The 26844-nt window shown below is 42.1% G+C and carries 22 protein-coding genes; 16 read left to right on the top strand and 6 right to left on the bottom strand.

Going from position 1 to position 26844, the window contains the following annotated elements; genetic code table 11:
- Nucleotides 1-40 precede the first annotated feature (40 nt).
- The 6 genes from accD (at nt 41) to I6N90_RS05330 (ending at nt 7132) form a co-directional block, all read left to right on the top strand.
- On the top strand, nt 41-910 hold the full coding sequence (gene accD / locus I6N90_RS05355; RefSeq protein WP_197934430.1) for an acetyl-CoA carboxylase, carboxyltransferase subunit beta: 870 nt from the start codon (nt 41-43) through the stop codon (nt 908-910).
- A complete protein-coding gene (locus I6N90_RS05350) occupies nt 900-1979 on the top strand; it encodes an acetyl-CoA carboxylase carboxyltransferase subunit alpha (RefSeq protein ID WP_197934429.1) in 1080 nt (359 codons plus the stop codon). The genes accD and I6N90_RS05350 overlap by 11 nt, the downstream gene beginning before the upstream one ends.
- A gap of 101 nt (nt 1980-2080) precedes the next feature.
- A complete protein-coding gene (gene pyk, locus I6N90_RS05345; protein WP_197934428.1) occupies nt 2081-3835 on the top strand; it encodes a pyruvate kinase in 1755 nt (584 codons plus the stop codon).
- 123 nt (nt 3836-3958) lie between these two features.
- Nucleotides 3959-4423: an acyl-CoA thioesterase gene (locus tag I6N90_RS05340; protein ID WP_197934427.1), complete on the top strand. Its 465-nt coding sequence runs from the start codon at nt 3959-3961 to the stop codon at nt 4421-4423.
- Between the two features lie 47 nt (nt 4424-4470).
- Nucleotides 4471-4863 carry an FxsA family protein gene (locus I6N90_RS05335; RefSeq protein ID WP_197934426.1) on the top strand — a complete coding sequence of 131 codons (393 nt, stop codon included), beginning with the start codon at nt 4471-4473 and terminating at the stop codon, nt 4861-4863.
- Between the two features lie 202 nt (nt 4864-5065).
- Complete coding sequence (locus I6N90_RS05330) at nt 5066-7132, top strand: RNA degradosome polyphosphate kinase (RefSeq protein WP_197934425.1); 2067 nt, start codon at nt 5066-5068, stop codon at nt 7130-7132.
- Here I6N90_RS05330 and I6N90_RS05325 read toward each other — a convergent pair.
- Complete coding sequence (locus I6N90_RS05325; RefSeq protein ID WP_197934424.1) at nt 7129-8661, bottom strand: Ppx/GppA phosphatase family protein; 1533 nt, start codon at nt 8659-8661, stop codon at nt 7129-7131. The two genes, I6N90_RS05330 and I6N90_RS05325, sit on opposite strands and share 4 nt — an antisense overlap.
- Before the next feature lie 311 nt (nt 8662-8972).
- Here I6N90_RS05325 and citZ point away from each other — a divergent pair, with 311 nt between their 5' ends.
- From citZ to I6N90_RS05290, 7 genes are all read left to right on the top strand, one after another.
- Nucleotides 8973-10085 (top strand): citrate synthase, encoded by a 1113-nt coding sequence (gene citZ / locus I6N90_RS05320; RefSeq protein WP_197934423.1) that lies wholly within the window; start codon nt 8973-8975, stop codon nt 10083-10085.
- Nucleotides 10086-10314: 229 nt separating this feature from the next.
- Entirely contained in the window at nt 10315-11610 is a 1296-nt protein-coding gene (gene icd, locus I6N90_RS05315) for an NADP-dependent isocitrate dehydrogenase (protein WP_197934422.1), read from the top strand.
- Nucleotides 11611-11961: 351 nt separating this feature from the next.
- Nucleotides 11962-12906: a malate dehydrogenase gene (mdh, locus tag I6N90_RS05310; RefSeq protein ID WP_197934421.1), complete on the top strand. Its 945-nt coding sequence runs from the start codon at nt 11962-11964 to the stop codon at nt 12904-12906.
- Nucleotides 12907-13050: 144 nt separating this feature from the next.
- Nucleotides 13051-15207, top strand: a complete 2157-nt coding sequence (recQ, locus tag I6N90_RS05305; protein ID WP_197934420.1) for a DNA helicase RecQ — start codon at nt 13051-13053, stop codon at nt 15205-15207.
- Between the two features lie 113 nt (nt 15208-15320).
- Nucleotides 15321-15740, top strand: a complete 420-nt coding sequence (locus I6N90_RS05300; RefSeq protein WP_197934419.1) for a hypothetical protein — start codon at nt 15321-15323, stop codon at nt 15738-15740.
- Nucleotides 15741-15821: 81 nt separating this feature from the next.
- Nucleotides 15822-16778: a sugar kinase gene (locus tag I6N90_RS05295; protein WP_197934418.1), complete on the top strand. Its 957-nt coding sequence runs from the start codon at nt 15822-15824 to the stop codon at nt 16776-16778.
- Entirely contained in the window at nt 16763-17563 is an 801-nt protein-coding gene (locus I6N90_RS05290; protein WP_442950932.1) for a DeoR/GlpR family DNA-binding transcription regulator, read from the top strand. The genes I6N90_RS05295 and I6N90_RS05290 overlap by 16 nt, the downstream gene beginning before the upstream one ends.
- 538 nt (nt 17564-18101) lie before the next feature.
- Here I6N90_RS05290 and nagA read toward each other — a convergent pair.
- Together nagA and nagB are read right to left on the bottom strand one after the other, a co-directional pair.
- Nucleotides 18102-19283, bottom strand: a complete 1182-nt coding sequence (gene nagA, locus I6N90_RS05285; RefSeq protein ID WP_197934416.1) for an N-acetylglucosamine-6-phosphate deacetylase — start codon at nt 19281-19283, stop codon at nt 18102-18104.
- Entirely contained in the window at nt 19284-20009 is a 726-nt protein-coding gene (nagB, locus tag I6N90_RS05280; protein ID WP_197934415.1) for a glucosamine-6-phosphate deaminase, read from the bottom strand.
- Between the two features lie 302 nt (nt 20010-20311).
- Here nagB and fni point away from each other — a divergent pair, with 302 nt between their 5' ends.
- Complete coding sequence (gene fni / locus I6N90_RS05275) at nt 20312-21373, top strand: type 2 isopentenyl-diphosphate Delta-isomerase (RefSeq protein WP_197934414.1); 1062 nt, start codon at nt 20312-20314, stop codon at nt 21371-21373.
- A 60-nt stretch (nt 21374-21433) separates the two neighbouring features.
- Here fni and I6N90_RS05270 read toward each other — a convergent pair whose 3' ends face one another.
- The 3 genes from I6N90_RS05270 to I6N90_RS05260 are packed head-to-tail and all read right to left on the bottom strand — an operon-like array spanning nt 21434 to nt 24950.
- Nucleotides 21434-22525: a Ger(x)C family spore germination protein gene (locus I6N90_RS05270; RefSeq protein WP_197934413.1), complete on the bottom strand. Its 1092-nt coding sequence runs from the start codon at nt 22523-22525 to the stop codon at nt 21434-21436.
- Nucleotides 22525-23622, bottom strand: a complete 1098-nt coding sequence (locus I6N90_RS05265; protein WP_197934412.1) for a hypothetical protein — start codon at nt 23620-23622, stop codon at nt 22525-22527. Before I6N90_RS05265 ends, I6N90_RS05270 begins: the two co-directional genes overlap by 1 nt.
- A complete protein-coding gene (locus tag I6N90_RS05260) occupies nt 23619-24950 on the bottom strand; it encodes a spore germination protein (RefSeq protein ID WP_197934411.1) in 1332 nt (443 codons plus the stop codon). Before I6N90_RS05260 ends, I6N90_RS05265 begins: the two co-directional genes overlap by 4 nt.
- Nucleotides 24951-25100: 150 nt before the next feature.
- On the opposite strand from I6N90_RS05260, the gene I6N90_RS05255 reads away from it, so the two are divergent.
- Both I6N90_RS05255 and I6N90_RS05250 read left to right on the top strand, forming a co-directional pair.
- The gene (locus tag I6N90_RS05255; protein ID WP_197934410.1) at nt 25101-25847 is read left to right on the top strand and encodes a class I SAM-dependent methyltransferase; all 747 of its coding nucleotides are present in this window, start codon (nt 25101-25103) and stop codon (nt 25845-25847) included.
- The gene (locus tag I6N90_RS05250) at nt 25844-26827 is read left to right on the top strand and encodes an MBL fold metallo-hydrolase (protein ID WP_197934409.1); all 984 of its coding nucleotides are present in this window, start codon (nt 25844-25846) and stop codon (nt 26825-26827) included. The genes I6N90_RS05255 and I6N90_RS05250 overlap by 4 nt, the downstream gene beginning before the upstream one ends.
- Nucleotides 26828-26844 lie beyond the last annotated feature (17 nt).

The raw sequence follows: 26844 nt of genomic DNA, 5'->3' as shown, positions 1-26844 counted from the left end.
ACAAGATCTTTATTATTGCGCCTTGAGAGGTGTCACGAACGTGCAAATTAAGGACTTATTTTCGAAGAAAAAATATGCAACAATTCCTTCGGAGCGCACTAAGCGCGATATTCCGGAAGGCTTAATGAATAAGTGCTCCAAATGCGGCACAATTCAGTATAGCAAAGAATTGGAAAAAAACTTAAAGGTGTGCTCGTCTTGCGGGCATCACTTCAGGCTGAATGCTTGGGAGCGTATCGGACTGACGCTTGATGACGGTCAGCTAACGGAATACGATGCAGAGATGGAATCTATCGATCCTCTTTCATTCCCGGGCTATGCGAATAAGCTGGAACAACAAAAGGCTAAGTCAAACTTAAAAGACTCCGTTATTACTGGAGAAGGTAAGATTGGCGGATTCCCAGTTGTAGTAGCAGCAATGAGCTTTGATTTCTTTACAGGTAGTATGGGTTCCGTTGCTGGGGAGAAAATAACAAGAGCGATTGAAGCAGCTCATGAGAAGAAGCTTCCGATCATTATCTTCTCAACCTCCAGCGGGGCACGTATGCAAGAAAGTATTTTAAGCTTAATGCAGATGGCTAAGACAAGTGCTGCATTAGCGAAATTCCAAGGTGCAGGCGGTCTTTACATTTCTGTATTCACAGACCCGACGACAGGTGGCGTATCTGCCAGCTTCGCGAGTCTTGGTGATTATAATTTGGCCGAGCCTGGTGCATTGATTGGCTTTGCAGGTCGTATCGTTATCGAACAGACGATTCGTCAGAAGCTTCCAGACAACTTCCAAACGGCGGAGTTTAATCTTCAGCATGGTCAGCTTGATAAGGTTGTTCATCGGAAGGATATGAAAGCTACACTAACGAAACTGCTTGACATGCATTGTGTGAAGGAGGAATCGTTCCATGGCGAATGAGTTGCCTTTTGAGAAGCCAATCACTGAATTGCGTCAGAAAATTACGGAACTTAAAAGCTTGAGTGTTGATAAAGGCATCGATTTCTCAGAAGAGATCTTGCGTCTGGAAGAGCGCTGTAAACAGCTCGAAGAAGAGCTTTATAGCGACTTGACCCCTGCGCAGAAGATGCATCTTGCCCGTCATCATCAACGTCCAACCTCTTTAGACTTCATTAATGCTATATTTACTGATTTTATGGAGTTACATGGGGATCGATTGTTTGCGGATGATCTTGCGATCGTAGGTGGACTTGCAAAGCTGAATGGTGTTCCGGTAACGGTTATCGGCCATCAGCGGGGTAAGGATACTCGCGAAAATATTGCAAGATTTTTCGGCAGTCCACATCCAGAGGGCTTCCGTAAAGCATTGCGTATGATGCAACAAGCACATAAGTTCAATCGACCAATTATTACATTTATTGATACGAAGGGCGCTTACCCGGGCAATACGGCAGAGGAGCGAGGACAATCGGAAGCGATTGCTCGTAATTTGCGGGAGATGGCTGGTTTCGGTGTGCCTATCATTTGTGTAGTTATTGGTGAAGGTGGAAGCGGGGGCGCACTTGCGCTTGGTGTAGGAAATCGAGTGCTTATGCTTGAAAATGCGATTTATTCTGCCATCTCTCCAAATGGAGCAGCTTCTATTTTGTGGAAGGATGCATCCAGAGCGGATCAAGCTGCTGAAGCGATGAAAATTACAGCGAAGGACTTGCTGGAATTTGGCATTATTGAGGGAATTATTAAAGAACCTCAAGGCGGAGCACATCGCGATCTTGAATTCCAAGCTGAACAAATTAAAATAGGGCTTTGGAGTCATCTACAAGAACTGCTTGTGATGAACGCAGAGCAATTGATTGAAGACCGTTACAACAAATTCCGTAAGGTTGGCTATTTCAAAATAGCTGAACCAGCAGTAGCGGCTAATGTAATTGAGAAAGTAGATAATGGTAATTTAAGTGCAGATAATGCTACTGTTTTACCAGCAGATGCAACGGTTGAAGGACAGGAAGCTGCCTCAACTTTGAAGTAATAATGTTTACAAATGTGTTTCCACTGGACAAGCTAATGGAAACCGTGTATTAATAGATATTTAAAAATGACATTTAGAGCACTAATCGGAGGAAATTAAAAATGCGCAAAACTAAGATCGTCTGTACAATCGGACCTTCCAGTGAATCTCTGGAAAACACAAAAAAATTGATCCAAGCTGGTATGAACGTTGGTCGTCTTAACTTCTCACATGGCGACTTCGAAGAACACGGCAACCGGATCAAAAACATTAGACAAGCTAATGCAGAACTTGGTACTTCAGTAGCTATCCTTTTGGATACGAAGGGACCAGAGATTCGCTTAGGTAAATTGAAAGAAGAGCCGATTGAGCTTCTACAGGGCGACGCAATCACTTTGACAACTGAAGAAATTTTGGGTGATCGCACTCGTATCCCAGTTACTTACAGCAATCTTCCAAACGATATTTCTCCTGGATCAACTGTTCTTATTGACGACGGCTTGATTGGACTTACAGTAGAATCGATTGAAGGAACTGAAATTCATTGCCGTATCGTAAACAGTGGACCGATCAAGAGCAAAAAAGGTGTTAACGTACCAGGCGTAAAAATTTCATTGCCAGGTATTACTGAAAAAGATGCAAACGACATCGTTTTCGGTATTGAACAAGGCGTTGACTTTATCGCTGCTTCATTCGTACGTAAAGCAAGCGACGTATTGGAAATTCGTGAGCTATTGGAGAAACATGGCTCCAGCCACATTCAAATTATTTCCAAAATCGAGAACCAAGAGGGTGTAGACAATCTAGACGAAATTCTTGAAGTTTCCGACGGATTGATGGTTGCACGTGGAGATCTAGGTGTTGAGATCCCAGCTGAAGAAGTTCCTCTTGTTCAAAAAATGATGATCAAAAAATGTAACCGCGCTGGTAAACCGGTTATTACAGCTACACAAATGCTTGATTCCATGCAACGTAACCCACGTCCAACTCGCGCAGAAGCAAGTGACGTTTACAATGCAATTATAGATGGAACGGATGCAATTATGCTTTCCGGCGAAACAGCTGCTGGTAAATATCCAGTAGAATCTGTACAAACGATGTCTCGTATCGCTGAGCGTGCTGAAGATGCACTTGAGTACCGTGAAATTTTCACGAAACAAGCAAATGCACAACAAACTTCAGTTACAGAAGCAATCAGCCAAGCTGTTGCTAACTCCGCTCTTGATTTGAATGCAAAAGCGATTATTACGTCTACACAAAGCGGCTTCACAGCTCGCATGGTAGCTAAATATCGTCCAAAAGCGCCAATCATCGCTGTTACAACAGACGAAAAAGTTATGCGTCGTCTAGCTTTAGGCTGGGGCGTTATCCCGGTTAAAGGTGCAGAAGCTGAAACAACTGATGAAATGTTCAAAAACGCGGTTAAAGGCGCTATGGGCACTGGACTTTTGAGTCTTGGTGATACTGTTGTTATTACAGCAGGTGTTCCAGTTGGTCACTCTGGTACAACAAACTTGATGAAAATTCATCACATTGGTGAATTGTTAGCTAAAGGTCAAGGTATCGGAAGCCAAACGGCTACGGGCAAACTAGTTGTTGCTCGTACACCACAAGAAGCAATTGAAAAGATGGAAAAAGGCGACATTCTTGTTGCAATCTCCACTGATAAAGAATATATGCCTGCATTCGAGAAAGCTGGAGCAGTTATTACTGAGCAAGGCGGCATTACTAGCCACGCGGCTGTATGCGGACTTAATCTAAGCATCCCAGTTATTCTTGGAGTAGAAAAAGCTACAGATGTTCTGAAAGACGGAATGGAAGTTACCGTTTATGCAGAAACTGGTGTCATTTACTCTGGTCAATCCAAAGTTATCTAACAATCAGTAAACAACTATATATGTACAAACAAAAAGCGATGGTGATCTCACCGTCGCTTTTTGTTAAATTATAATGGTTAATGAATTCGTATTTAATTAATTGTAAAGTAAGGAGGTTTGATTATGTCGGCTAGTCAATGGTATTTGCATCCTATTAGGGTACGCTATCAAGAGACGGATCAAATGGGTGTCGTATTTCATGGTAATTATGTAACCTGGTTTGAAATTGGACGTACGGAATGGATTAGACATAAAGGTTTTGATTATAAAACGATAGAGAATAAAGGATTACTCCTTCCTGTCATCGATTTACAATGCCGTTATACAGTACCTGCGAGGTATGATGATAGGGTGGTTGTTTGTACTCGAATTGCAGAGAGTACACCTCTACGTATAACCTTTGAGTCACAAATAAGACGAGTAGAAGAACAAGATTTTGTTTCTTCAGAAATAAGTTATGATGAGCAGCTACCAGGTGAGTTATTGGTCCAGGGTGGAACGAAGCATGTATGGGTTAATTCAGAATGGCAGCCTACACGCTTAAGCAAAGTTATGCCGGAGTTGTATTCACTAATTTGCGAAAAGTAATAGGTTGAAATGTATATTTTGCATTCATTTATTGAGGAGGGAATACGATGTATAAGTGGTTACTTGCAGCATTCCTGATCATACCCGTTATTGAGTTATGGGGGATATTACAAGTTGGTGATTGGATAGGCGGTTGGAATACTTTCTTAATCATTATCGTTATGAGTGCTCTTGGAGCTTATTTGGCCCGTTCAGAAGGACGTAAAGTATGGATGGAAGCACAATTGCAAATGCAAGCTGGACAAATGCCAGGCCGTGCACTGATCGATGGAATTTGTGTGTTATTAGGTGGCCTTTTGTTATTAACGCCGGGGTTCTTCAGTGATCTAATTGGGATAGTAATGTTATTGCCTATCACAAGACCATTTATCCGACATATGGTATTACAGTGGCTTGAGAAAAGGATGCGAAACGGAAATTTTACAATTAAAAGATTTTAAAGATTAAAATTAGATAATAAGGCGATAAAAGAGAAATAGTCTAATAGATCTACTAGCGTTCATTTCAATGATATTGAATCGCTTACGAAGTGTGTTTGCTCCGCAAACACTAAGATTATGCTTTCGATGCAAGGTTTACTTCGTAAACCTAAGCTAATGCTTACGAAGTGTGTTTGCTTCGCAAACACTTTAGGAGGAACATATGACCAAGCAAATATCTCAATACGTTAACCGGGATTTGAGCTGGATAGAGTTTAACCGAAGAGTGCTCGAAGAAGCGCAGGATGAGCGTAATCCACTACTTGAGCGCGCAAAGTTTCTTTCAATTGTTTCTAGCAATTTAGACGAATTTATGAGCGTACGAGTAGCTGGCATTCAGGATCAGAAGAGAGCGGGGCTTACGAAGACTGATTTTACTGGCTATACACCTGCTGGCTTATGGAAGAGAATTATTAAACGTGCGACTAGTATGGTCTCGGATCAGTACAGTACATTTCGTGATGTAGTCCGTTCACTTGAGAAAGAAAACGTCGTCATTAATAAAATAAAGGACCTTAATGAGACGCAGAAAAAAGCTGTTTCGGATTATTTTCATGAAATCGTCTATCCTGTGCTTACTCCAATGGCAGTTGACCGAAGCAGGCCATTTCCTCTCGTTCATACGAAAGAGCTCTATTTAGCCGTATTGCTAAAGCGCGATCTTAAAGCGGAGGAAGAAGAAACGTTGTTTGCGATCGTTCAAGTGCCTTCGATTTTAACGAGATACGTCCCTGTGCCTGGTCGACTTAATAACAAAAAACAAGAATTTGTTTTGCTTGAGGATGTAATCGAGCAATTTATTGATACGTTATTTAATGGTTATGCTCCTTTTTCTGTACATCCTTTCCGTTTGACTCGCAATGCAGATTTAACAATCAATGAAGAAGGTGCAGAAGATCTACTGGAGCAGATCGAGAAGGAGCTACGAAGACGACGCTGGGGTAATCCAGTTAGACTGGAAGTAGCTAAAGGCATGCATCCGATAGCGCTTGAGACACTTCGCGAAGAGTTAGAAATTGAAGATAATTTGTTCGAGATTAATGGACCGCTTGATCTAAGCTTTTTGCTTCGATTTGTGAATAGTTTGCCCGGACATGACAATTTACGTTATGAGAAGTTAGAGCCCGCTTATCCAAGAGAGTTCGATGAATCGGATGATATGTTTGAGGTTATTCGTAATCGAGATGTTTTAATGTACCATCCGTATGAGTCTTTTGAAGCGGTCAATGACTTTGTGTTGCAATCTGCATACGATCCTGAAGTGTTAGCGATCAAAATGACATTATACCGCGTAAGTGGTCAATCAGCACTTGTGCAAGCTTTGGCGAAAGCAGCGGAAGCTGGCAAACAAGTTACAGTAGTCGTTGAACTGCGTGCGAGATTTGATGAAGAACGAAATATCGCATGGGCTAGGCAGCTAGAGAAGGCTGGCTGCCATGTCGTTTACGGATTGGTTGGATTAAAGACGCATGCGAAAATATTGTTAGTCGTACGCCGAGAACAAGGTACGCTTAGACGATATGTCCATGTAGGTACTGGGAATTATAATGATAACACGGCTACATTGTATACAGATATTGGGTTATTCACATCCCATCCGACTATTGGGGGGGACGCATCAGCACTTTTTAACGAAGTAACAGGTTATTCGTCACCATATGAGTGGAAAGCTTTTGGAGTAGCACCTACTGATTTGAAAGATAAATTGTATCGTCTAATTGATCGTGAACGAATAAATGCAAAAGCCGGGCGGAAGGCACATATTATTGCCAAAATGAATTCGTTATCTAATCAAGAGATGATAGATAAGCTTTATGAGGCATCTGCTGCGGGTGTGAAAATTGAATTGATCGTGAGAGGTGTGTGCTGCTTACGTCCGGGACTAGCGGGGCGAAGCGATAACATTAAAGTAATCAGCATCGTCGATCGTTACTTGGAACATGCCAGAGTTATGTATTTTCACAATAATGGTGAAGAAGAGGTGTATCTATCGAGTGCAGACTGGATGACTCGCAATCTGTTGAAGCGTATTGAGCTCATTTGTCCTGTATTTGATCCAGATCTGAGGAATATGCTCATCAAGATGTTAAAGTTGAATTTGAACGATAATGTAAAAGCGAGGGAGCTAAAACCTAGTGGACTTTATGAGCATGTTAGAAAAGAATCAGATAAACCATTCCGAAGTCAATTTGAAGCGGGACATATTCCATATTGGAAGGGCCATGTTTAGGTATGGCCCTCGTATTGTTTCAGTATAGGAGAGAGGCCCCATTGTTTTTTGAAATCAGAAGCAAGTTCCTCCACCTCGTGGATCTCGACTGCGAGAGATCCTCTAGGATGTAGAGGTAGAAGAATTAAGTGATTACCTGTTATTCTGATGGCAAGTTGTCTAATTGATTGAGATTCACTTCGATCTAATGCTGCTGAAAGTTGAAGCAATACCCCTAGTTTGCAAATAAGATCAAGATCAGCAATCGTTATAAGTGATCGATATGGCGCTAATAACTCTTTCGCACGCCCTTTACTTTTAAAAGATGCAATTGCAGCAGTCATGACGATTTCTCGATGAGACAGTCCATTCAGATGGGAATGGATGATCAAATAAAAGGAATGTTTTGCGTAGTCATAATAATCGATTGATGCACCGATTCGATAAAGTTGAGATGCAGCATCCAATAGAACACGTATTGCAGGATCAATCTGCTCATGAACATAAAGTTCATTAAAAAGCTGTTTAGCTAGTCGATTCACTTGTTTGACATGTTGCCTTGGTGCTTCTGTATGCAGAGCGCTTAAATTAGACAGGCTGAACGTTAATGGGTTGTCTTGTTTAGAATGGTTAGGAAACCTGGTAGCATGAAACAGACCGTCACGCAAACCTGCCCCGCAAATTTTATAATGAGAAGCTCGTGTTGCTCGGAAAATAGCACGAAGTACTGCTACACCAGGAACGATAACATCTGCACGGTCTTTGGACAAGCCAGGTAATTTTCGTCGTTGGTCGAGTGGCAATGCTAGCATTAATTGAAATAAATTCTCTACCTGTGAACCTTCAATATTATAATTATGGGTTTGAGCTAACGGATAACTGTTCAAAGCTTGATGTACTTTTCCTAATGCACGAACTGTACCTCCAACACCAATAAGAGGCAAATTGGGCGCATGAAAAATCCATTTATGTTGCTTTAACGCTCCTAAAACAAGCTTTTCAATAGACTCTAAGTTTTTAGTGTCTATTTGCTCTTTGGCATCATTCTTTTGATTCAAACTTACGCAACCAAATGGGAGTGAAATGGTCTGTAACAATATCCGATTACGAAACAAGGACACCTCCGTACTCCCGCCGCCGATATCGATGAGATACCCCTCCGACACCTGTAAAGAATTAATCATGCCGAGAAAACCATATTCAGCTTCCTCTTTACCTGATAGCAGTTCAATTGATAGTCCCGTTTCTTTATTAATTTTTTTTAAAATATAGGGTTGATTAGTTGCATTTCGAATGGCTGCTGTAGCAACTGCTCTTATACGATCTATTGCATGAAGAGAACATATCCGAATAAAGTGTTTGAGCGTATCAATGAGTTCATTAATAGCGTCCCCTGGAAGAGCACCATTATCATCTATCTTGCTACTTAATCTTGCTGAACGCTTACTGCCGTCTACAACTCGATGAGCACCATTTTCGGTTCTCTCATACACGACGAGTCGAATAGAATTGGAACCAATATCGATAATTCCTATGCGTTGACTTGTCATCGTTAACCTCCGGTGCGGCATCCAGTTGATGCCAGTAGTCTTCTGGTCATTCTAACATATACAATGCGGTTACACGAAGTATATTGTCCCCTATTTTGTGGAATAATTACCTGTCGAGATAACTGGTGAATACAAGTGAAAATAAAGTCTATTTACATAAGCGATTTAAAATATCAATGATGCCGATAAAGCAATTTTATGTCCGTTTTTGTTGGCTTAACTGGCAAAATCATTTATGATTGAAAAGTGACAATATAATTCCGCTACTATACATTGATATTAATTATTTCGAGTATAAAGGAGAGAGAACGATGACAGCAACAAAGGGTCTTGAAGGAATTGTCGCAGCAGCGTCGTCCATAAGTTCGATAATTGACGGAGTGCTGACATACCGCGGCATTGATATTGATGATCTTGCAGAGAATGCTTCTTTTGAAGAAGTTGCTTACCTACTTTGGTATGGTAAACTACCAAATCGTTCCGAGCTAGATGAGCTGCAAACGAAACTTGATCAATATGCAGAGGTTCCTAGTGCAGTATTTGAACAAATGAAGTTGTATCCAAAAGATACGAATTCAATGGCTGCTCTTCGTACAGCCGTGTCCAGCCTTGCATTATACGACGGTGCAGCAAACGACATGTCCCCAGAAGCGAATCAATTGAAAGCGATTAAATTACAGGCGCAAATCCCAACTGTAATTGCTGCTTTTGCTCGTATTCGTGAAGGAAAAGAGCCCGTTGCTCCCAAAAAGGGCGTCTCAATCTCTCATAACTTCTTATATATGTTAACTGGCAACGAGCCAGCAGAAGTAGCAGTTAAAGCATTGGATCAAGCACTAGTATTGCATGCGGATCACGAGCTTAACGCTTCAACTTTTGCAGCGCGTGTAACAGTTGCTACGCTATCAGATATTTATTCCGGCGTTACATCTGCTATCGGCGCTTTGAAGGGGCCACTTCATGGCGGAGCTAATGAAGCGGTTATGGTTATGCTTGAGGAGATCGGTTCCTTTGCAAACGTAGAATCTTTCATTAACGATGCACTTGCTAACAAAGTGAAAATTATGGGCTTCGGACATCGCGTTTACAAAAACGGCGATCCACGTGCGAAACATTTGCAAAAGATGTCCCATGAACTTGGTAAGCTAACTGGCAACATGGAACTTTATGAAATGTCCGTGAAAATTGAAGAGCTTGTAACTGGCCAAAAGGGTCTGAAGCCAAATGTTGACTTCTACTCTGCATCCGTTTACACAGCACTAGAAATTCCACGTGATCTATTCACACCAATCTTTGCAATTAGCCGTTTGTCCGGCTGGAGTGCACATATTCTTGAGCAATATCAAGATAACCGATTAATTCGTCCACGTGCAGACTATGTTGGACCAGTTAATGCGAAGTACATTCCAATTGAACAACGTTAATAGTAAAACGTAATTTATATTCTTATAATGAGAGCAGGCAATATGCTTGTTCTCCTTTCTGAGGAATAGTTGATGCTTACGAAGCAAGTTTTGTTTTATAATCGCTAAGTAATCGCTTATTATCAAAAACCACAAAACTAAGTTGATGCTTACGAAGTAAGTTTTGTTTTATAATCGCTAAGTAATCGCTTATTATCAAAAACCACAAAACTTTTAGGAGGAATTATTCATGGCTACTTTCGAAAAATTCGCATTACCAACTGAAGGCGAGCAAATTACGATTGACAATGGTGTTCTTCAAGTTCCTAACAACCCAATTATCCCTTTCATCGAGGGTGACGGCACTGGCCGTGATATCTGGCGCGCTGCAAAACGTGTTCTTGATTCAGCTGTTGAGAAAGCATACAGCGGTTCCAAATCAATCGCTTGGTACGAAGTATTTGCCGGCGAAAAAGCTTTCAATAACTACGGTGAGTGGTTGCCAGCTGACACACTAACTGCAATTCGTGAATACATCGTTGCTATTAAAGGACCTTTGACTACGCCAATCGGTGGCGGCATTCGCTCCCTTAACGTAGCACTTCGTCAAGAACTTGACCTATACACTTGCCTTCGTCCAGTTCGTTACTTCGACGGTGTACCTTCTCCAGTTAAACGTCCTGAGCTTGTTAACATGGTTATTTTCCGTGAGAACACTGAGGATATCTACGCTGGTATCGAGTACCAAGAAGGTTCTGCTGAAGTGAAGAAAGTAATTGAGTTCTTGCAAAAAGAAATGAACGTTAAAAACATCCGTTTCCCTGAAACTTCTGGTATCGGTATCAAGCCAGTATCCGCTGAAGGTTCGAAACGTCTCGTACGCGCTGCGATTGAATATGCAATCAAGCACGAGAGAAAATCGGTTACTTTGGTACACAAAGGTAACATCATGAAGTACACTGAAGGAGCTTTCAAAAACTGGGGCTATGAAGTGGCTGAACAAGAATTTGCTGAGCAAACATTTACATGGGGTCAATACGACCGCATTAAAGATGCTGAAGGCGTAGACGCTGCTAACAAAGCACAAGCTGATGCAGAAGCTGCTGGCAAAATCATCGTTAAAGATGCTATCGCTGACATCGCTCTACAACAAGTTCTTACACGTCCAACTGATTTCGACGTAATTGCTACACTTAACTTGAACGGTGACTACTTGTCAGATGCACTTGCTGCACAAGTTGGCGGAATTGGTATCGCTCCAGGCGCTAACATCAACTACTTGACTGGACATGCTATCTTCGAAGCTACTCACGGCACAGCTCCAAAATACGCGGACAAAGATCTTGTGAACCCAGGTTCCGTTATCCTTTCCGGCGTTATGATGCTTGAGCACCTTGGCTGGCAAGAAGCGGCTGACCTTATCTACAAAGGTATGGAAACTTCCATTAACAATAAAACAGTTACTTATGACTTCGCACGCCTAATGGATGGCGCTACTGAAGTTAAATGTTCTGAGTTTGCTAACGAGATTATTAAAAACATGTAGTTAAAAGCTTAAAAGCTTTTTCGAACCCACCCAAACCCTCCCTTCCAAGGGAGGGCCCCAAGGCGCTGCGCCCTCTGGACACCCGCCCTGAGTAACGTTGGAGGGACAGAGGCGCGTGAATGTGGCTGTGGTGGGCGGATGCCCCTGTCGGGACATCCATGCGAGGTACTGCGAGGGGCTATTGTCCCTTATGGGACGCGATAGCCCAAGAGCAGGCTATTGTCCCTGCGGGACAGGATAGCTAAGAGCATGGGGATTGACCCTTCGGGACAATCTAACAACATATGGATAAAAAGCGTAGGAGAGCCTTTGGCTCTCCTTGTATGCTTATACACTAGGAGGTTTAACTTAATGGCTATCACACGTAAAAAGATTACTGTTGTTGGAGCTGGTTTTACAGGTGCTACTACTGCGCTAATGCTAGCGCAAAAAGAGCTTGGTGATATTGTGTTGGTTGATATCGCACCACTTGAGAACCCAACTAAGGGTAAGGCGCTTGATATGCTTGAAGCGACTCCAGTTATGGGCGTAGATGCAAATATTGTTGGTACGTCGAATTATGACGATACTAAGGATTCGGATGTTGTTATTATTACGGCGGGTGTTGCGCGTAAGCCTGGTATGAGCCGTGATGATCTTGTTAACACGAATGCTGGGATCGTGAAATCGGTTTGTGAACAGGTGAAAGCGACGAGCCCGAACGCTTATGTTATTATTTTGAGCAACCCGGTTGATGCTATGACTTATGTAGCTTTCCAAGCGCTTGGTTTCCCTAAAAACCGCGTAATCGGTCAATCTGGTGTTCTTGATACTGCTCGTTACTGCACGTTTATTGCGCAAGAGCTTAATGTTTCCGTTGAAGATGTTCGTGGCTTTGTACTTGGCGGTCACGGAGATGATATGGTTCCTCTTGTTCGTTATTCCAACGTTGCAGGAATTCCTATTGAAAAGCTTATTCCGGCTGAACGTATTGAAGCAATTGTACAACGCGCTCGCGTTGGCGGTGGCGAAATCGTTAACCTACTTGGTAACGGTAGCGCATACTACGCACCTGCTGCGTCTCTTGTACAAATGACTGAAGCGGTTCTTAAGGATAAGAAACGTATTATTCCAGTTATCGCTTACCTTGAAGGCGAATACGGCTATGACAACTTGTTTATGGGCGTACCAGCTATTATTGGTGGCGACGGAATCGAGAAAGTTATTGAGCTTGAATTGACTGCTGAAGAGAAAACAGCGCTTGATAAATCTGCTGATTCTGTTCGTAACGTTATCAAGGTTGTAACTGCTGGTTAATCAACGAGATAATTGACGAGTTATCGTCTATAATAGGTATGGGAGGACCCTGACACAATGCTGCCGGGGTTCTTTCTATTTACATGATTCAAGTGCTTATGAAGTGAAGTTTGCTTCGCAAACTTTTGAGGGGGGATACAATCATTGATCGAACAAGCAAAGCAATTACTGAAGCGAATATACGGTTATGACACGTTTCGTAAAGGGCAGGAAGATATCATTTCGTCTATTGTAGGAGGAAGGGATACGCTTGCTATTTTGCCAACGGGTGGAGGAAAGTCGGTCTGTTATCAGATTCCTGCAATGCTCCTTCCAGGAACAACATTAGTTATATCTCCTCTTATTTCATTAATGAAAGATCAAGTAGACAGTTTGCAAAGACTGGGTGTTTCTGCTGCTTTTCTTAATAGTTCATTAGGAGCACAGGAGTACCGAGATGTATTGCGTAATGCAATGCGAGGAGAATATAAGCTACTTTACGTCGCTCCGGAGAGATTGGATGCTCCTATGTTCCAATCTCTGTCTGAACAACTGCACATTCCACTAATCGCAATCGATGAAGCACACTGTGTATCACAATGGGGACATGATTTCCGTCCAAGTTACAGACAGTTAGCTGGTCATCTTAGCAGAATGCCTAATCGTCCGATTGTTGCAGCATTTACTGCTACAGCTACAACAGAAGTCGCCGATGATATTGTTGAAATGTTAAGACTAAGAGAACCGAGCAGGTATGTTACTGGCTTCGCTAGACCGAACTTGTCGTTGTCTGTAGTAACAGGAGTTCAGAAGAAAAGTTTCCTTAAGCAGTTCGTGAGCGAAAGGAAGGAGCAGTCTGGCATTATATATACAGCTACGCGGAAGGAAGCGGAGGAAGTTTGCTCTTTGCTTCAGCAGGGTGGTGTAGAAGCTGGGAAATATCATGGTGGTTTAACAGATACAGAACGTGCAGATACACAAGAGAAATTCCGATTTGATCATATTCGAGTGATGGTTGCGACTAATGCATTCGGTATGGGGATAGACAAGCCTAACGTTCGTTACGTTCTACATTGGCAAATGCCCGGCGACCTTGAATCTTATTATCAAGAAGCAGGCAGAGCTGGAAGGGACGGAGAAGAAAGTGATTGTATTCTGCTTTTTGAACCTGCGGATATGCAAGTACAACGCTTTTTGATTGAACAAGGGACAGGTGATTTAGATCGTAAGTCTGTGCAAATGTCTAAACTTAATTTAATGATGAATTATAGCCGGACGCAGCGTTGTCTACAACAATTTATCGTTGATTATTTTGGAGAAAGCAATGTCCCGACTTGTGGTAAGTGTAGTAGTTGTCTCGATAAGAGTGAACCCGTTAATCGTACGGAAGATGCTAAGATGGCACTTTCATGTGTGGGGCGGATGAAGGGGAGATTCGGCGTTATGATGGCGGCGAAGGTGCTCAAAGGTTCGCGTGACAAGCGATTACTTGAGTTTGGACTTGATCGATTGTCTACGTATGGATTGATGCGCCATTTGCCTGAGAAGGAAGTAGCGGACTGGCTCTATTGGCTCGTTGCAGAAGGTTATATGCGTTTAAGTGAAGGTCAATATCCGATGGTTTCACTTACTGCGAACGCATTGCCAGTTCTTGAGGGAAGAGAAGCGATAACGCAAAGAGTAAGAGCAAGCGTGAAGCAAGCAACGACGAGCGATGACTTTACTGCTTCACCGTTGTTCGATGCTTTGAAGCAATGGCGTAGAGAAGCTGCTGCGCTGGAAGGAGTACCTCCATTCATGGTGTTCTTTGATGCTACTTTAAGAGATATCGCTAATGCTAGACCTTCATCAATAAATGAGCTTCTGAACATTAAAGGTATCGGTACTGCGAAAGCGGATAAATACGGAGAAGATCTCATTTCTGTAGTCATTAGTCAAGGTGGAGGATCAGAAACAACTGGCAATAGAACTGATTCAATACGGCCCCGTAAAACACCTGTTGCCTATCGAGCGGGAGATGAGCGTCCCAGCCATATGTTATCTTTTGAATTGTTTATGGAAGGCAAGTCAACAAAAGATATTGCTAAAGAGAGAGGATTCAGCCAAGTAACGGTGGAAGGTCATATTATTCGCTGTACAGATGAAGGGCATGAGGTGGATTGGGAGCGAATTATACCTCCTGATCAAGAAGAAGTGATTTTGTCAGCTATTGAGAAGGTCGGTATAGAGAAGTTAAAGCCAATTAAAGACGAGCTCCCTTCAGAAGTTACTTATTTCGCCATTCATGGAGTCATTAGCAAATATAAGATGAATGGTAGCTAGAAGCTATAGTGAATTGACTACAAATCTACAAGATATTGAAGTACTGCGCATTTGAAAATAGTTAGGTTTCTGATAAACTACTAGGTATATGTACATAAACAGGAGGAATTACAATGTATGAAATTATGTTAATGCTGCATGTGCTAGGTGCAGTTGGGATGGGATTTTATGTTGTCCTGCCCATTATGATTGGAAAAGCTTCGAATCTTGCAGGAGTAGGTCAACAAGGACTTGCTGAAGGACTATTGTCTGCGAATAGAATCGCTCAATATTTCCTCATCTTACAGTTCATCACTGGTGGATATTTAATGTCTCAAGGTGACTATGCGGTTGCATGGATGATTATCGTAACGGTATTGTTCCTTGGTATTGCTGCAGTTGGCGGTATTATTACAAAACCACTTAAGCTTGTTGTATCGTCTATTTCTGCGGGACAAAGCACTACAGCTCATATTAAAAAAGCTAGAGTACTTAGCTTTATTGTTCTGCTTCTGTATATTGTGAATATTTATTTTATGTTATTCCACTTCTAAGTAATGGAATAAATAAAGAACGGATTGCAGGTTAACAGGTTTTCAACCAGACTGTTAGCAAGCGAATAGGGGGATTATGTTGTGCGTGAAAGTTCACCTGAAATCGTAACATTTGGCGAATCTATGGCATTGTTTATGCCACAAGAACATAAATCAATTGAACGTGCAGCCACACTTGAGCAAAGTTTCGGAGGAGCAGAAAGCAATGTCGCAATTGGACTTGCAAGACTTGGTTCTTCGGTGGGATGGTTCGGAGCGCTTGGGAACGATCCTTTCGGCAAAATTATTTTGAAAGCGCTGCGAGGAGAAGGTGTTGACGTCTCTCGAGCACGACTAAACAATGAGGCACCAACCGGCATGATGTTTCGCGAGCATATTGCAGGCAAGCTAGCTGTACATTATTACCGTAAACATTCAGCAGCAAGCCAAATGCGTCCCGAGGATTTAGATGAAAACTATATCCGTGGGGCTAAGCTGCTTCATGTGACGGGAATTACAGCAGCATTAAGCGACAACTGTCGTAAAACGATTCGTCGTGCAATAGATATTGCTAAAGATGCTGGTGTGCTTGTCAGTTTTGATCCGAACTTGCGCCTTAAGCTTTGGACTATTGAAGAAGCTAGAGAATCGCTTCTTCCTTTCGCAGAAGACGCTGATTTTTTCCTGCCAGGATGGGACGAACTAAAGTTGCTTTATAATACGGATGATTACGAGCAGATTAAGAAAAAATTGCTTGATCTAAAAGGGGTCACTGTTATTAAAGGGCTTGGCGACTCTACTGTTGTCTTGGACAAAGAAAATGAGATTTCCATTCCGTTCTATCCTGCTGAAACAGTTGTAGATACAGTAGGTGCAGGTGATGGTTTCTGTGCTGGTTTCTTAGCAGGAATTATGAAAGGTATGGAGCCTGCTGAAGCAGTGCGACTAGCAAGTATTAATGGATCACTTGTTGTTCAGATGCGTGGCGATTGGGAAGCGTTGCCTGAGTGGGAAGTTGTAGAGCAACGTATGTCAGCTAAAGCATGGGTGGAACGTTAAATATGGCCGAAGGGAACGGATCTAAAGGACAACGCAGGCGTGAAGCAATTTTGCAGCTACTTAAGGGTCAAGGGCGAGTTACGATAGCTGAAATGGTGGAACGTTTTGGTTGTTCGGAAGCTACTGCTCGTAGAGATTTAGAGCAGATGGAAGAGGTATACCCTGTCATTCGAACGATAGGCGGGGCGATGTACGATGGAATGGGTACGATGAGAGAGCTCCACTTCGCAGAGAAGGAAGGTCTGTCCATTCTGGAAAAAGAAAAGATCGCACAGCTCGCCGCATCTCATATTGTTGAAGGTGACATCATTGGAATGTCTGGTGGGTCAACGAATTTTCTACTTGCGAAACTACTTAAATCCCGTAAGGGAATTACGGTAGTAACGAATGCAGTTAACATCGCGATGGAACTCGCAGGAAGCCAGATACAAGTTGTTGTAACGGGTGGCATCATGCGACATAATAGCTTTGAGCTCTGCGGACCGCTTGGAGAAGGGATGATTTCGCAACTTCACATTGGCAAGATGTTTATTGGTGTTGATGGCATTTCTGCGATAGGCGGAATATCCAGCTATTCAGAACAAGAAGCACAAATCGCCAAAGCGCTCATTAAGCGATCACAAGCAACGTATGCAGTGTTCGACCATACGAAGACGAATAGAACTTCATTGTTTTCGATTGCGGCTCTATCAGAGCTACGTGCTGTAATAACAGACTCGCCGCTAACAGGTGATGTTGCTGAAGAACTAAATCGTCAAAACGTTTCTATTTACGTAACAGATTAATATTACGGGGCTACTCAGAAATAAACAGTCCCCTACAGATAGACTTTTTTCAAAGTGTCTATTCGATAGGGTACTGTTTAGAATGGGCTAGCCCTTTTTATTCGTATTGTGGTTATATCCGAGATTGGCTAGTTGTGAGGCATAGATCGAGAGAAAGTGTGAGCTTATTATTACATTCTGTGAGAGCATCGGACCACACGGGTGAATGAAGTGTATTTTTACTCTTAAAATTAGTCAAATCATTTCAAACCCCGAGAATAAATGTATAATTGCGCTTAATACTCGAAATCATCAGCATAATGATGAAAATAAAAGTATATATGCGTTTAGAATATGCCCATAGCGGTGAGTGATAGAAAAACTCGCTTGTTAAACAAGACGTTCTTGAAATATTGATATCGTAGTGAAGGAATCTTATCTCGCTGGAGAGGGTCACACTATCCACTTCTTTAGCTACATTGAAAAAAGCGCTATTTCATCGGTAGAATCATCTACTTCTGAAATAGCGCCTTTTCATTTTTCTAGCAGATGTTATCTCTTACTTACTAAACACCGTACGTCCCTGTACCCAAGTTTGAGCAACGTTAAACTCAGAATCGGTTAATACAAGGTCAGCATGTTTTCCTGTAGCTATTGAACCTTTTTGTTCGTATAGACCAAGTTCTCTAGCGGGGTTAGCGCTAGCAAGTTGACTAACTTCATTAACTGTAAGCTTCGTGTTTGCCAGCATATATCGAAATGCATCAATCATGGATAAGCTGCTGCCTGCTAATGTGTTAGTACCAGAAAGACGCGCTGTTCCATTTTTGACAGTTACAGCTTGACCACCTAGATCGTATTCACCATCAGGCATGCCTGATGCTTCAATAGCGTCTGTGATGAGTATGACCTTTTCAAGCGGTTTGGCAGCTAAGAAAAGAGCAATTGCAGCAGGATGGACATGTTCGCCATCTGCTATTACTTCTGCATAGATGCGATCATCGGTTAATACTGCGCCAAGTGTGCCAGGTTCGCGATGATGAAGACCACGCATTGCATTATACGTATGAACAGCATGCGTTAATCCAACATCAGCAGCTGATATGATTTCCGAATATACCGCATCAGTATGACCAGCCGCAGCAATAATACCCGCCTCAGCCATCCAAGCAATCGTTTCTTTGGCACCTGCTCTCTCAGGAGCAAGCGTAAGTAAACGAATTAACCCGGGATATTGTTCGTTCCAAGCTTTAAGCCAATTTAGCTCTGGATCACGAATATAGGCAGGGTTTTGTGCACCAGGCCACTTCTCACTAATAAAAGGTCCTTCTAGATGAACACCGAGTAGTGAAGCACCTGGCATCGTATCCTTTTGATAATTAGCAACAGCGCTCAGAACCGCTTCAATTGCTTCTTTAGAAGCAGTCATTGTTGTTGCGAGCATACCTGTTGTTCCGTTAGATGCATGGAACTTCGTAATGCGATCATATTTCTCACGATCTGCATTCATGAAGTCGCCACCAAATCCACCGTGAACATGAACGTCGATGAAGCCTGGCAGAAGCCAGCCGCCTTTGCCATCAATAGTGAGGACATCTAGTTGCTCCGTGTTATCAACAGATCCTCCAGCAATAACTTCTTGTATGATTCCGTCCTTAACAAATACAGTTCCTCTAATAACCTCATTCTCAAGAACGACATTGACATTGCTAATGTTCCAAGAAGAAGCATTCCCTGTCATTTAGCTCAGCATCCTTCCAGCTTCGCGATCTAGCAATACGATTACTCGTGGATGTGTCTGCAATAGGGAAGCAGGCACTTGAGTTGTAATTGGTCCAGTCAAAGCTTCTTTAACAATTCTAGCTTTGTCGGAACCGCGTACAACTAACAAAATCGTATCAGCCTTCAATATGGAACCAACACCCATCGTGAATGCCTCCGTAGGAACTTCATCCATCGATGCGAAGAAGCGTGCGTTTGCTTCGCGAGTCTCTTCTTTTAGCTTAACGACATGTGTTCCGCCAGAGAGATTCTCGTCAGGCTCATTAAATCCGATGTGACCGTTATGACCAAGACCAAGTAGCTGAATATCAGCTGGACGCGAATTAATCAATTGCTCGTAGCGTACACACTCTGCTTGCGGGTCTTCAGCCATGCCATCAGGAAGATGAGTCTGAATCGCAGGAATATCGATATGTGAGAATAGGTGCTTGTTCATATAATAGGCGTAGCTTTGATCATTGTCCGGTGTTAGTCCTACGTATTCATCAAGGTTATAAGTTGTAACACCGCTGAAGCTCACTTTATTATTTTTGTGGTTCTCTACTATTTTGGCATAAATGCTAATAGGTGTCGATCCAGTTGCAAGACCCAATACCGCATTAGGTTTTTTAGTAATAAGTTCAGAGAATAGTTCAGCAGCGAATTGATCAAGTTGTTCTGTAGTTTCAAAAATTTTAATGTCCATGGTCGTACCTCCTGATTGATTATAATGTGGTATTTCCGATCAATAAAGACATGATGATATGATTTAAGTGTATATGAAAATCAATGATTACACAATAAAAATGATTGGCATTTTCAATTAAATGATTGAAATGATCATAAATGAGTGAGAGAAAGATGCATGACGGCGAAATGATAAAAAATATGCTATGCTGTAAAAGGTGAGTTTTGGATACTGTAGCTTCATTGAAATATAATCAATCAATTAACGTTTCTATATATAAACGGCTCTCATAATCGAGTACAAGTTTAGGAGGTAGCACCTTGAGTCAGCTTGATCAGCACGAAGGAGATACAGCAAAACGAAAAGGCGAACATATTCAGATATGCTTGCAAGAAGAGGTAAATGGAACGGGTATAGTAACAGGATTTGAACGATATCGCTTTAAACATAATGCGTTGCCAGAACTGGCGCATGAGGATGTGTCGCTAAATACGGAATGGTTTGGTCGAACAGCGCATACACCATTGCTAGTTAGTTCAATGACTGGTGGTACGGATGAAGCAGGTGCAATAAACCGCAGATTAGCAGTTGCAGCGGAGGAACGAGGTTGGGCCATTGGACTTGGCTCTATGCGTGCGGCAATTGAGAAAGAAGAGTTAGCTGCTTCGTTCCTCATTCGTAAAGAAGCACCAACGATTCCTGTCATAGCGAATATTGGAGCTGTACAGCTCAATTATGGCTTTGGGGTGGAATCTTGCCAGCGGGCAGTTGACCTATCGGGAGCGAATGCACTAGTCCTTCATCTAAATGCATTGCAGGAAGTATTTCAGCCAGAAGGAGATACAAACTTCAAGGGACTTCTCAAAAAGATTGGAGAGGTATGTAGGAATGTGTCTGTCCCAGTCGGTGTTAAAGAAGTAGGATGGGGGATAGACGGTGAAACTGCTCGTCGCTTGAGCGAGTCAGGTGTTGCATTTATAGATGTTGCAGGAGCAGGCGGAACGTCCTGGAGTCAAGTAGAGAAGTTCCGTGTTCATGATCCTGTACGAAGAGAAGCTGCGGAAGCTTTTGCAGATTGGGGTATCCCGACAGCAGAAAGTTTGATTGAAATAAAAGAGTGTGCTCCTCATACGATGGTCATTGCAAGTGGCGGTTTACGTAATGGGGTAGAGGCAGCAAAAGCAATTGCCTTGGGCGCGAATTACGCAGGCTTTGGTAGAGTATTACTGCCGCAAGCGGCTGGTGTTAACAGGGAAGTATCTCTTCAGAAATTGCTTCTCCAATTTGAGCGAATTGAATTTGAACTTAGAACCGCTATGTTTGGTATTGGAGTAGGTACAATCGAACAACTCCGTCGTACAAATAGGTTAGCACTTAAATAAATGTAATAGTGAGATTCAAAAATAATCGGCATTCCATCCTATTCGAGGAAGGTATGCCGATTATTTAATTAATCCCGTTCCTTTGATCTCCATATCAACTTTAATATCGAATTGAGACTGGGCAAAAACACTCTTCCACTCATTTCCGTTTCTCTGCTTTGGATGGTCTGCTCGATACCTTAGACCGAATCCAAAGGGGTCGACATCGGTCTGTTGAATTTTTTTCAGTAATTTTGTACTTGCTTTGACATATTCCTCAGAAAGCTGCTTTTCAATTGGTTTCCAGTCCACGTCATATATTCCTGTCGGTGCTTCCTCAAATACAACTTCCATACTTACTTTCATGGTTACCAAAGGAGTATCTTTCCCATTCTTTACTTGAAAGCTGGAGTGCAGTTTATTAATAGCAACGACAAGTTTTGCTCCTCCGAACATGCCGTGCATAGAAGCTTTGGTGAAATGATTGGTTAGTTGATTGAATAACTGTGTTTCAGGTGGTGTTAGAACGGCTTTTATTTTTGTCTTATCGAATATTGCAACTTGATTAATGATATAGCTTTTATCACCATGATTGGTAACGATGGAGAGGATCGGATCTATTCCTTTTTCAGAAATTCTCCTTGCTAGTCCTGATAAAGATTCTGCATAACTGTAGGATGATTCTGTTCCGTCAGCACCGAATGAAAGCAGCAAAGCATTCCCAGGATATCGTTCAGATTTAGGTTGAATGTGAAGGATGGATGCAGCATTTGGTCGTCCAACAGCTATATTAGCAACGTTTTGAATATCCCGCCTGCGCAGCATCCAATCTACTAATAAAGTTATATCTTTGCGTGCAAGCGATTCGCCTATAATAAACATTTTGCAATGTCCGAAATCTAGTTCTTTGTCTACATACGATTTCAACATGCGAATACCTTCCGCAATACTTGGTGCATCAATGGTTTCATATTGCGTTTTAGAAGACCCCGGTTCAACTTGCGGTGATGGAATAGCCAGTTGAAGCGTGATGCGATAAGGTTTGTTTTCATTACCAGACAAATCGAACCCAGTTGCGACAACGAAAAAGCGTTTATCAATATCTTTGAAACCACAGCCTCCTAATACATTGAATAGAAGAAGCAGAGGAAGTATTCGCAGCAATCGACTCATTACAATTGTCGTCTCCTTCGACTAATAATGAAAATCCCAACAACAGTGACCGCTTCAGTAATGAAACGTACGATCATCCAATTGCTTGTAATAATAAAGTTAAGTTTTTCGTCCGATAGATACCAATAAACTAATGTACCTAAAGTGAATATAGCAAGTAATACATAATTCATGATCGGTGTCTGTGGAGAGTCTATTTCAGGTTTATATTTAGGCCAAGCACACTTAACAAGATCAAGAGCCACATGAAATCCAACCATCATATATAGCAATGTTAAATTTAAGAAAACGATTAGGAACAAAAACAATACTCTTTCAATAAATCCATATTGCATAGCAATCGAGTCAGCTGTAGTCGTCCATAAATAAATGTAGTTATCTACACCTTCGGTCCCATGGAAACCGATCGGAATAAAAAATGTCATAAGCAGTACTGAAAAACCAAGAAACGGATAGATCCATCGATGTTTGATTCGAAAGTTTGGAGGGAACAACCGATTAAACAACGATAAATTGATGTACCCAGTAAAAATGAAGGAAGCAGCTGCAAGCGTTGAAAGAGTAGGCATTTCGGTTACGTAACTGGCAATAATGCGAATCGCATCCATGCTCAATAAGGGGTCTCGAATCATTTTAAAAAGAATAAACAAAACGATCGGCGCATTTACAATGATGCCAATTTCTAAAATCAACATAACGGTTAATGTGGAGCGAGAAGCTGCATACGCTGCTGCCAAAATGAGCCCGAGCAAGATGTACATGATATTGGAGTCAGGGTTGAAGAATCGGTTAATTAATACAGCATAAGCGACCGCAACTGAAGTCGTGGAAAACCACCACATGACGGCGTAGAACATCATCATTGGTGATACGACCCAATTTGGTAAAAACATCTTTAAAATTTCCGGCAACCCAATACCCGGGAACCGCGCCATTGCATTTGTGAACATGTAAATGAAAATCGCTCCAAGTATCGGGCTGATGAGAAGTGATGCTACAGCTCCTGTTGTCCGATTTTGGATTAGAATTTGGGGAACGAATAGAAGTAAGTTCATTAGACTTACCATCAAAAAATGATAGAAAAAATAACGGTTCATTTCGCTCGCACCTGCCCAATATCACCTTCGGCAGGATTAATTTCACCATGAAGGCGAAAGTAAGGTTTGCCAAAGCTGCGTAGATTACAAAGATAGGCAAGATAAATAAACAGACCAATAGCCACCCCTGTAATGCCGAAAAATATAGAAACCGCTATAAGAGGATACTTTAAAAACCTAACAGCAAAAGAAAGTGAGTTTATTGGGATAACAAAGTTGGAAATAGCAACAACAGATGTCACAATAATCATGATCGTACTGACAAGACCCGCTTGTTGAGCAGCTTGTCCTAGAATAAGACCGCCAACTGTAGTGGCAGTTGATCCTATATATCTTGGAAGGCGAGTACTTGCTTCGATCAATGTTTCAATCATAAATAACATAATAAACACCTCAATGAAAGATGGGTACGGTACAGCAGAACGACTTGCACCAATTGAAAAGGCTAACTGGATTCTAAATAATTCAGGATTATATGAAACGACGGCGATGTAAAGTGCTGGAAGTGTAACTGTCAGAATGAGTGCGGAATAGCGTATAAAGATCAAAAATCGGGTCATCCAATAGGCTTCGTAGTTATCTTCAACCGCATGCATGAAATCGAAGAATACGGCAGGCATAATGAGTGCAAACATGCTGCCCTTAATGAGAACGACAACCTTACCTTTAGCGATTGCTCTCGTTATCCGATCAGGTCGTTCAGTAATGAGGACAGTAGGGAACAGATGACGTTTCTTGCCGATGATCAGCTTTTCTAACTCTCCTGCCGCTTGAACCATATCAACGCTAATTTCAGATAGTTTTGAACGCACATTGTCAAGTACGGACGGATCAACAAGTCTTTGATCAAATACGACAAGCAGAGGTGTTTTGGAGACGTATCCAACTGTATGTTCCTCGATCGCAAGCTCAGCCGCAGGATACATGCTGCGAATGAGATTAATCGATTTATTAAGATCCTCACTAAGTGCAAGTTGAGGGCCTTGAATGGCACTTTCTACTTGCGTTTGTGGGCTCTGATTGCATATCACATCTCCTGTATAAAGCGAATAAATGACACCATCATTTTCGATAAGAACATTTCCGCGCAAAATAAGATCTTGCCATCTCGCAGGGTCCTCTACTGTTACGTATTGGGGGTTCGTATTTAAGTGGGTCCGAAATGAAACTTCTTCTTTTATAAATGGGACAGTAATAAAATCACTGATCATTTTCTCATCACAAAGAGGAGCTATGTAGGCCATTTCTATCGTCATTTCACTGTTTTTGAGTGTGTATGTTTTTAAGTCAGTTGCGTCAGCAAACAACAATTGAATACGCTCATTCATAAGTAGTGCCTCCTTAAGTAAGGGGATATGTCGGCTAGCCGTTGGGACATGCTTCCTTAGTTTGTACCAACACCCAAGTAATATGCTAAGATAAGGTATCTTTACTCGTGCAACTTGAAATTAAAGGATTAAGAAGGATGGCGAAATGATATGAAACCATGGTATGAACAAAGCTTTGGCAGCGATTATATGATCGTTTATAAACATAGAGATTGGGAAAATGCGAGTCGTGAAGTTCGCAAAATGGCGGAGTGGCTAGGTCTACCGCAGGGAGCTACAATTTTGGATGTTGGTTGCGGGATGGGCAGACATGCGCTCGCGCTTTCTGAAGCTGGGTACGGTGTAACTGGTTTGGATTTGTCGGAGATTTTATTGGAAGAGGCAATTAAACATGATCCGGACGGGACTGTAAAATGGGTGCAAGGCGATATGCGGGAGTTTCCGTTTCCCCAGCATTCTTTTGATGCGACGGTGAACTTGTTCACATCATTTGGTTATTTTTCAGTAGAAGATGACAATGTACAAGTTTTGCGTAATATCCGTAAAGTGTTAAAGGATGGGGGATCATTCCTTATTGATTTCCTAAATCCCGTTTATGTAGAAAAGAACCTTGTACCAAGATCCCAGCGGCAGGATGCGGAAAGTGGTCTTACAATAGTAGAAGTTCGATCTATCGTTGATGGATGGGTGCAAAAAGAAATTACTGTTTCTGAGCCAGATTATCCAGAGCGGACAAGACAATATTTGGAGCGGGTAAGACTGTTTTCATTGGATTGGTTCGATCAGCATCTTGCTGAGGTTGGTCTGAAATTGGAGCAGGTGTATGGCAATTATGATGGAGCTACATATGATGAGGCACATTCGCCTAGATTGATTATGGTAGGGACGGCGCAATGATGAATGAAGTGACAGTGCTCGAAAACGGTTGGATACAGGTGAAGATCCCGCTTCCTTTTTCGTTAAGATGGGTAAATAGTTACATCATCCCTGAGGATAATGGGTTTACCGTTATTGATCCGGGACTGAGAACCGATGAGGCGATTCAACTATGGGACGATGTTTTGGAGCATTTTAAAATAGAGTGGGGACAAATTACCCGAATTGTGCTTACGCATCAGCATCCTGATCATTACGGACTAGCGGGATATATACAACAGAAGAGTGGTTGTCCTGTTTATATGTCACAGAGATCACATCACTATGCGCTTCGGCTTTGGGGAACAAAAAGTGACTATCCAGCAGCTTTACGAGAGTTATATTTGGAGCATGGCATGCCTTCGGAATTGATGAACGCGATAGAGGATAATTTACTGAGCTTTATTGAAAAAGTATCACCTCAGCCGATTGTTAGTTATATAGAAGCGGGAAGTACCCTGGTGCTGGGCGGAGTGTCTTGGGAATTGATTGATGCACCCGGTCATGCCTATGGTGCTTTGTGCTTCTATCAGAGAGAGTGGGGCTGGATGATATGCGGTGATCAAGTATTGCCACATATTACGCCGAATGTAAGTGTCGTTCCAGGGGAAGAAAGAGATCCGCTTGCAGCATTTTTGAATAGTTTGGAAGAGTTGAAAACATATGAAGTGAAGTTTGCACTTCCTGGACATCGTGACCCATTCACTGATTTCCAAGGGAGAATTGCTGAGTTGCAGGGGCATCATGAAAGAAGATTAAAAGGAATGGTGGAGCAGTTAAGCGAACAGCCTCGGAGCGCATTCCAGCTTTGTGAGTCATTGTTTGGAATCAGATTGCGGGATAATCCGCATAATTTGCGTTTTGCAATGTCTGAGACGTTAGCGCATTTGTTCTATTTGGAAGAGCGGGGTTTGGTGAGGGTAGAGGTTAGGGATGGTGAGGTTGTATTTTTTGCAAGTTGATTAAGAGTGTAAGGAGT

Source organism: Paenibacillus sp. GSMTC-2017 (assembly GCF_016019935.1).
Lineage (GTDB): Bacteria > Bacillota > Bacilli > Paenibacillales > Paenibacillaceae > Pristimantibacillus.
The sequence above is the reverse complement of the archived record's forward strand: the minus strand, read 5'-3'. Positions and strand labels throughout refer to the sequence as shown.

Excerpts from the sequence above, each read along its gene's own strand:
- I6N90_RS05350 (WP_197934429.1), top strand. The coding sequence starts at position 900 with ATGGCGAATGAGTTGCCTTTTGAGAAGCCAATCACTGAATTGCGTCAG.
- pyk (WP_197934428.1), top strand. The coding sequence starts at position 2,081 with ATGCGCAAAACTAAGATCGTCTGTACAATCGGACCTTCCAGTGAATCT.
- I6N90_RS05340 (WP_197934427.1), top strand. The coding sequence starts at position 3,959 with ATGTCGGCTAGTCAATGGTATTTGCATCCTATTAGGGTACGCTATCAA.
- I6N90_RS05335 (WP_197934426.1), top strand. The coding sequence starts at position 4,471 with ATGTATAAGTGGTTACTTGCAGCATTCCTGATCATACCCGTTATTGAG.
- I6N90_RS05330 (WP_197934425.1), top strand. The coding sequence starts at position 5,066 with ATGACCAAGCAAATATCTCAATACGTTAACCGGGATTTGAGCTGGATA.
- I6N90_RS05325 (WP_197934424.1), bottom strand. The coding sequence starts at position 8,661 with ATGACAAGTCAACGCATAGGAATTATCGATATTGGTTCCAATTCTATT.
- citZ (WP_197934423.1), top strand. The coding sequence starts at position 8,973 with ATGACAGCAACAAAGGGTCTTGAAGGAATTGTCGCAGCAGCGTCGTCC.
- icd (WP_197934422.1), top strand. The coding sequence starts at position 10,315 with ATGGCTACTTTCGAAAAATTCGCATTACCAACTGAAGGCGAGCAAATT.
- mdh (WP_197934421.1), top strand. The coding sequence starts at position 11,962 with ATGGCTATCACACGTAAAAAGATTACTGTTGTTGGAGCTGGTTTTACA.
- I6N90_RS05300 (WP_197934419.1), top strand. The coding sequence starts at position 15,321 with ATGTATGAAATTATGTTAATGCTGCATGTGCTAGGTGCAGTTGGGATG.
- I6N90_RS05290 (WP_442950932.1), top strand. The coding sequence starts at position 16,763 with ATGGGTGGAACGTTAAATATGGCCGAAGGGAACGGATCTAAAGGACAA.
- nagA (WP_197934416.1), bottom strand. The coding sequence starts at position 19,283 with ATGACAGGGAATGCTTCTTCTTGGAACATTAGCAATGTCAATGTCGTT.
- nagB (WP_197934415.1), bottom strand. The coding sequence starts at position 20,009 with ATGGACATTAAAATTTTTGAAACTACAGAACAACTTGATCAATTCGCT.
- I6N90_RS05270 (WP_197934413.1), bottom strand. The coding sequence starts at position 22,525 with ATGAGTCGATTGCTGCGAATACTTCCTCTGCTTCTTCTATTCAATGTA.
- I6N90_RS05265 (WP_197934412.1), bottom strand. The coding sequence starts at position 23,622 with ATGAACCGTTATTTTTTCTATCATTTTTTGATGGTAAGTCTAATGAAC.
- I6N90_RS05260 (WP_197934411.1), bottom strand. The coding sequence starts at position 24,950 with ATGAATGAGCGTATTCAATTGTTGTTTGCTGACGCAACTGACTTAAAA.
- I6N90_RS05255 (WP_197934410.1), top strand. The coding sequence starts at position 25,101 with ATGAAACCATGGTATGAACAAAGCTTTGGCAGCGATTATATGATCGTT.
- I6N90_RS05250 (WP_197934409.1), top strand. The coding sequence starts at position 25,844 with ATGATGAATGAAGTGACAGTGCTCGAAAACGGTTGGATACAGGTGAAG.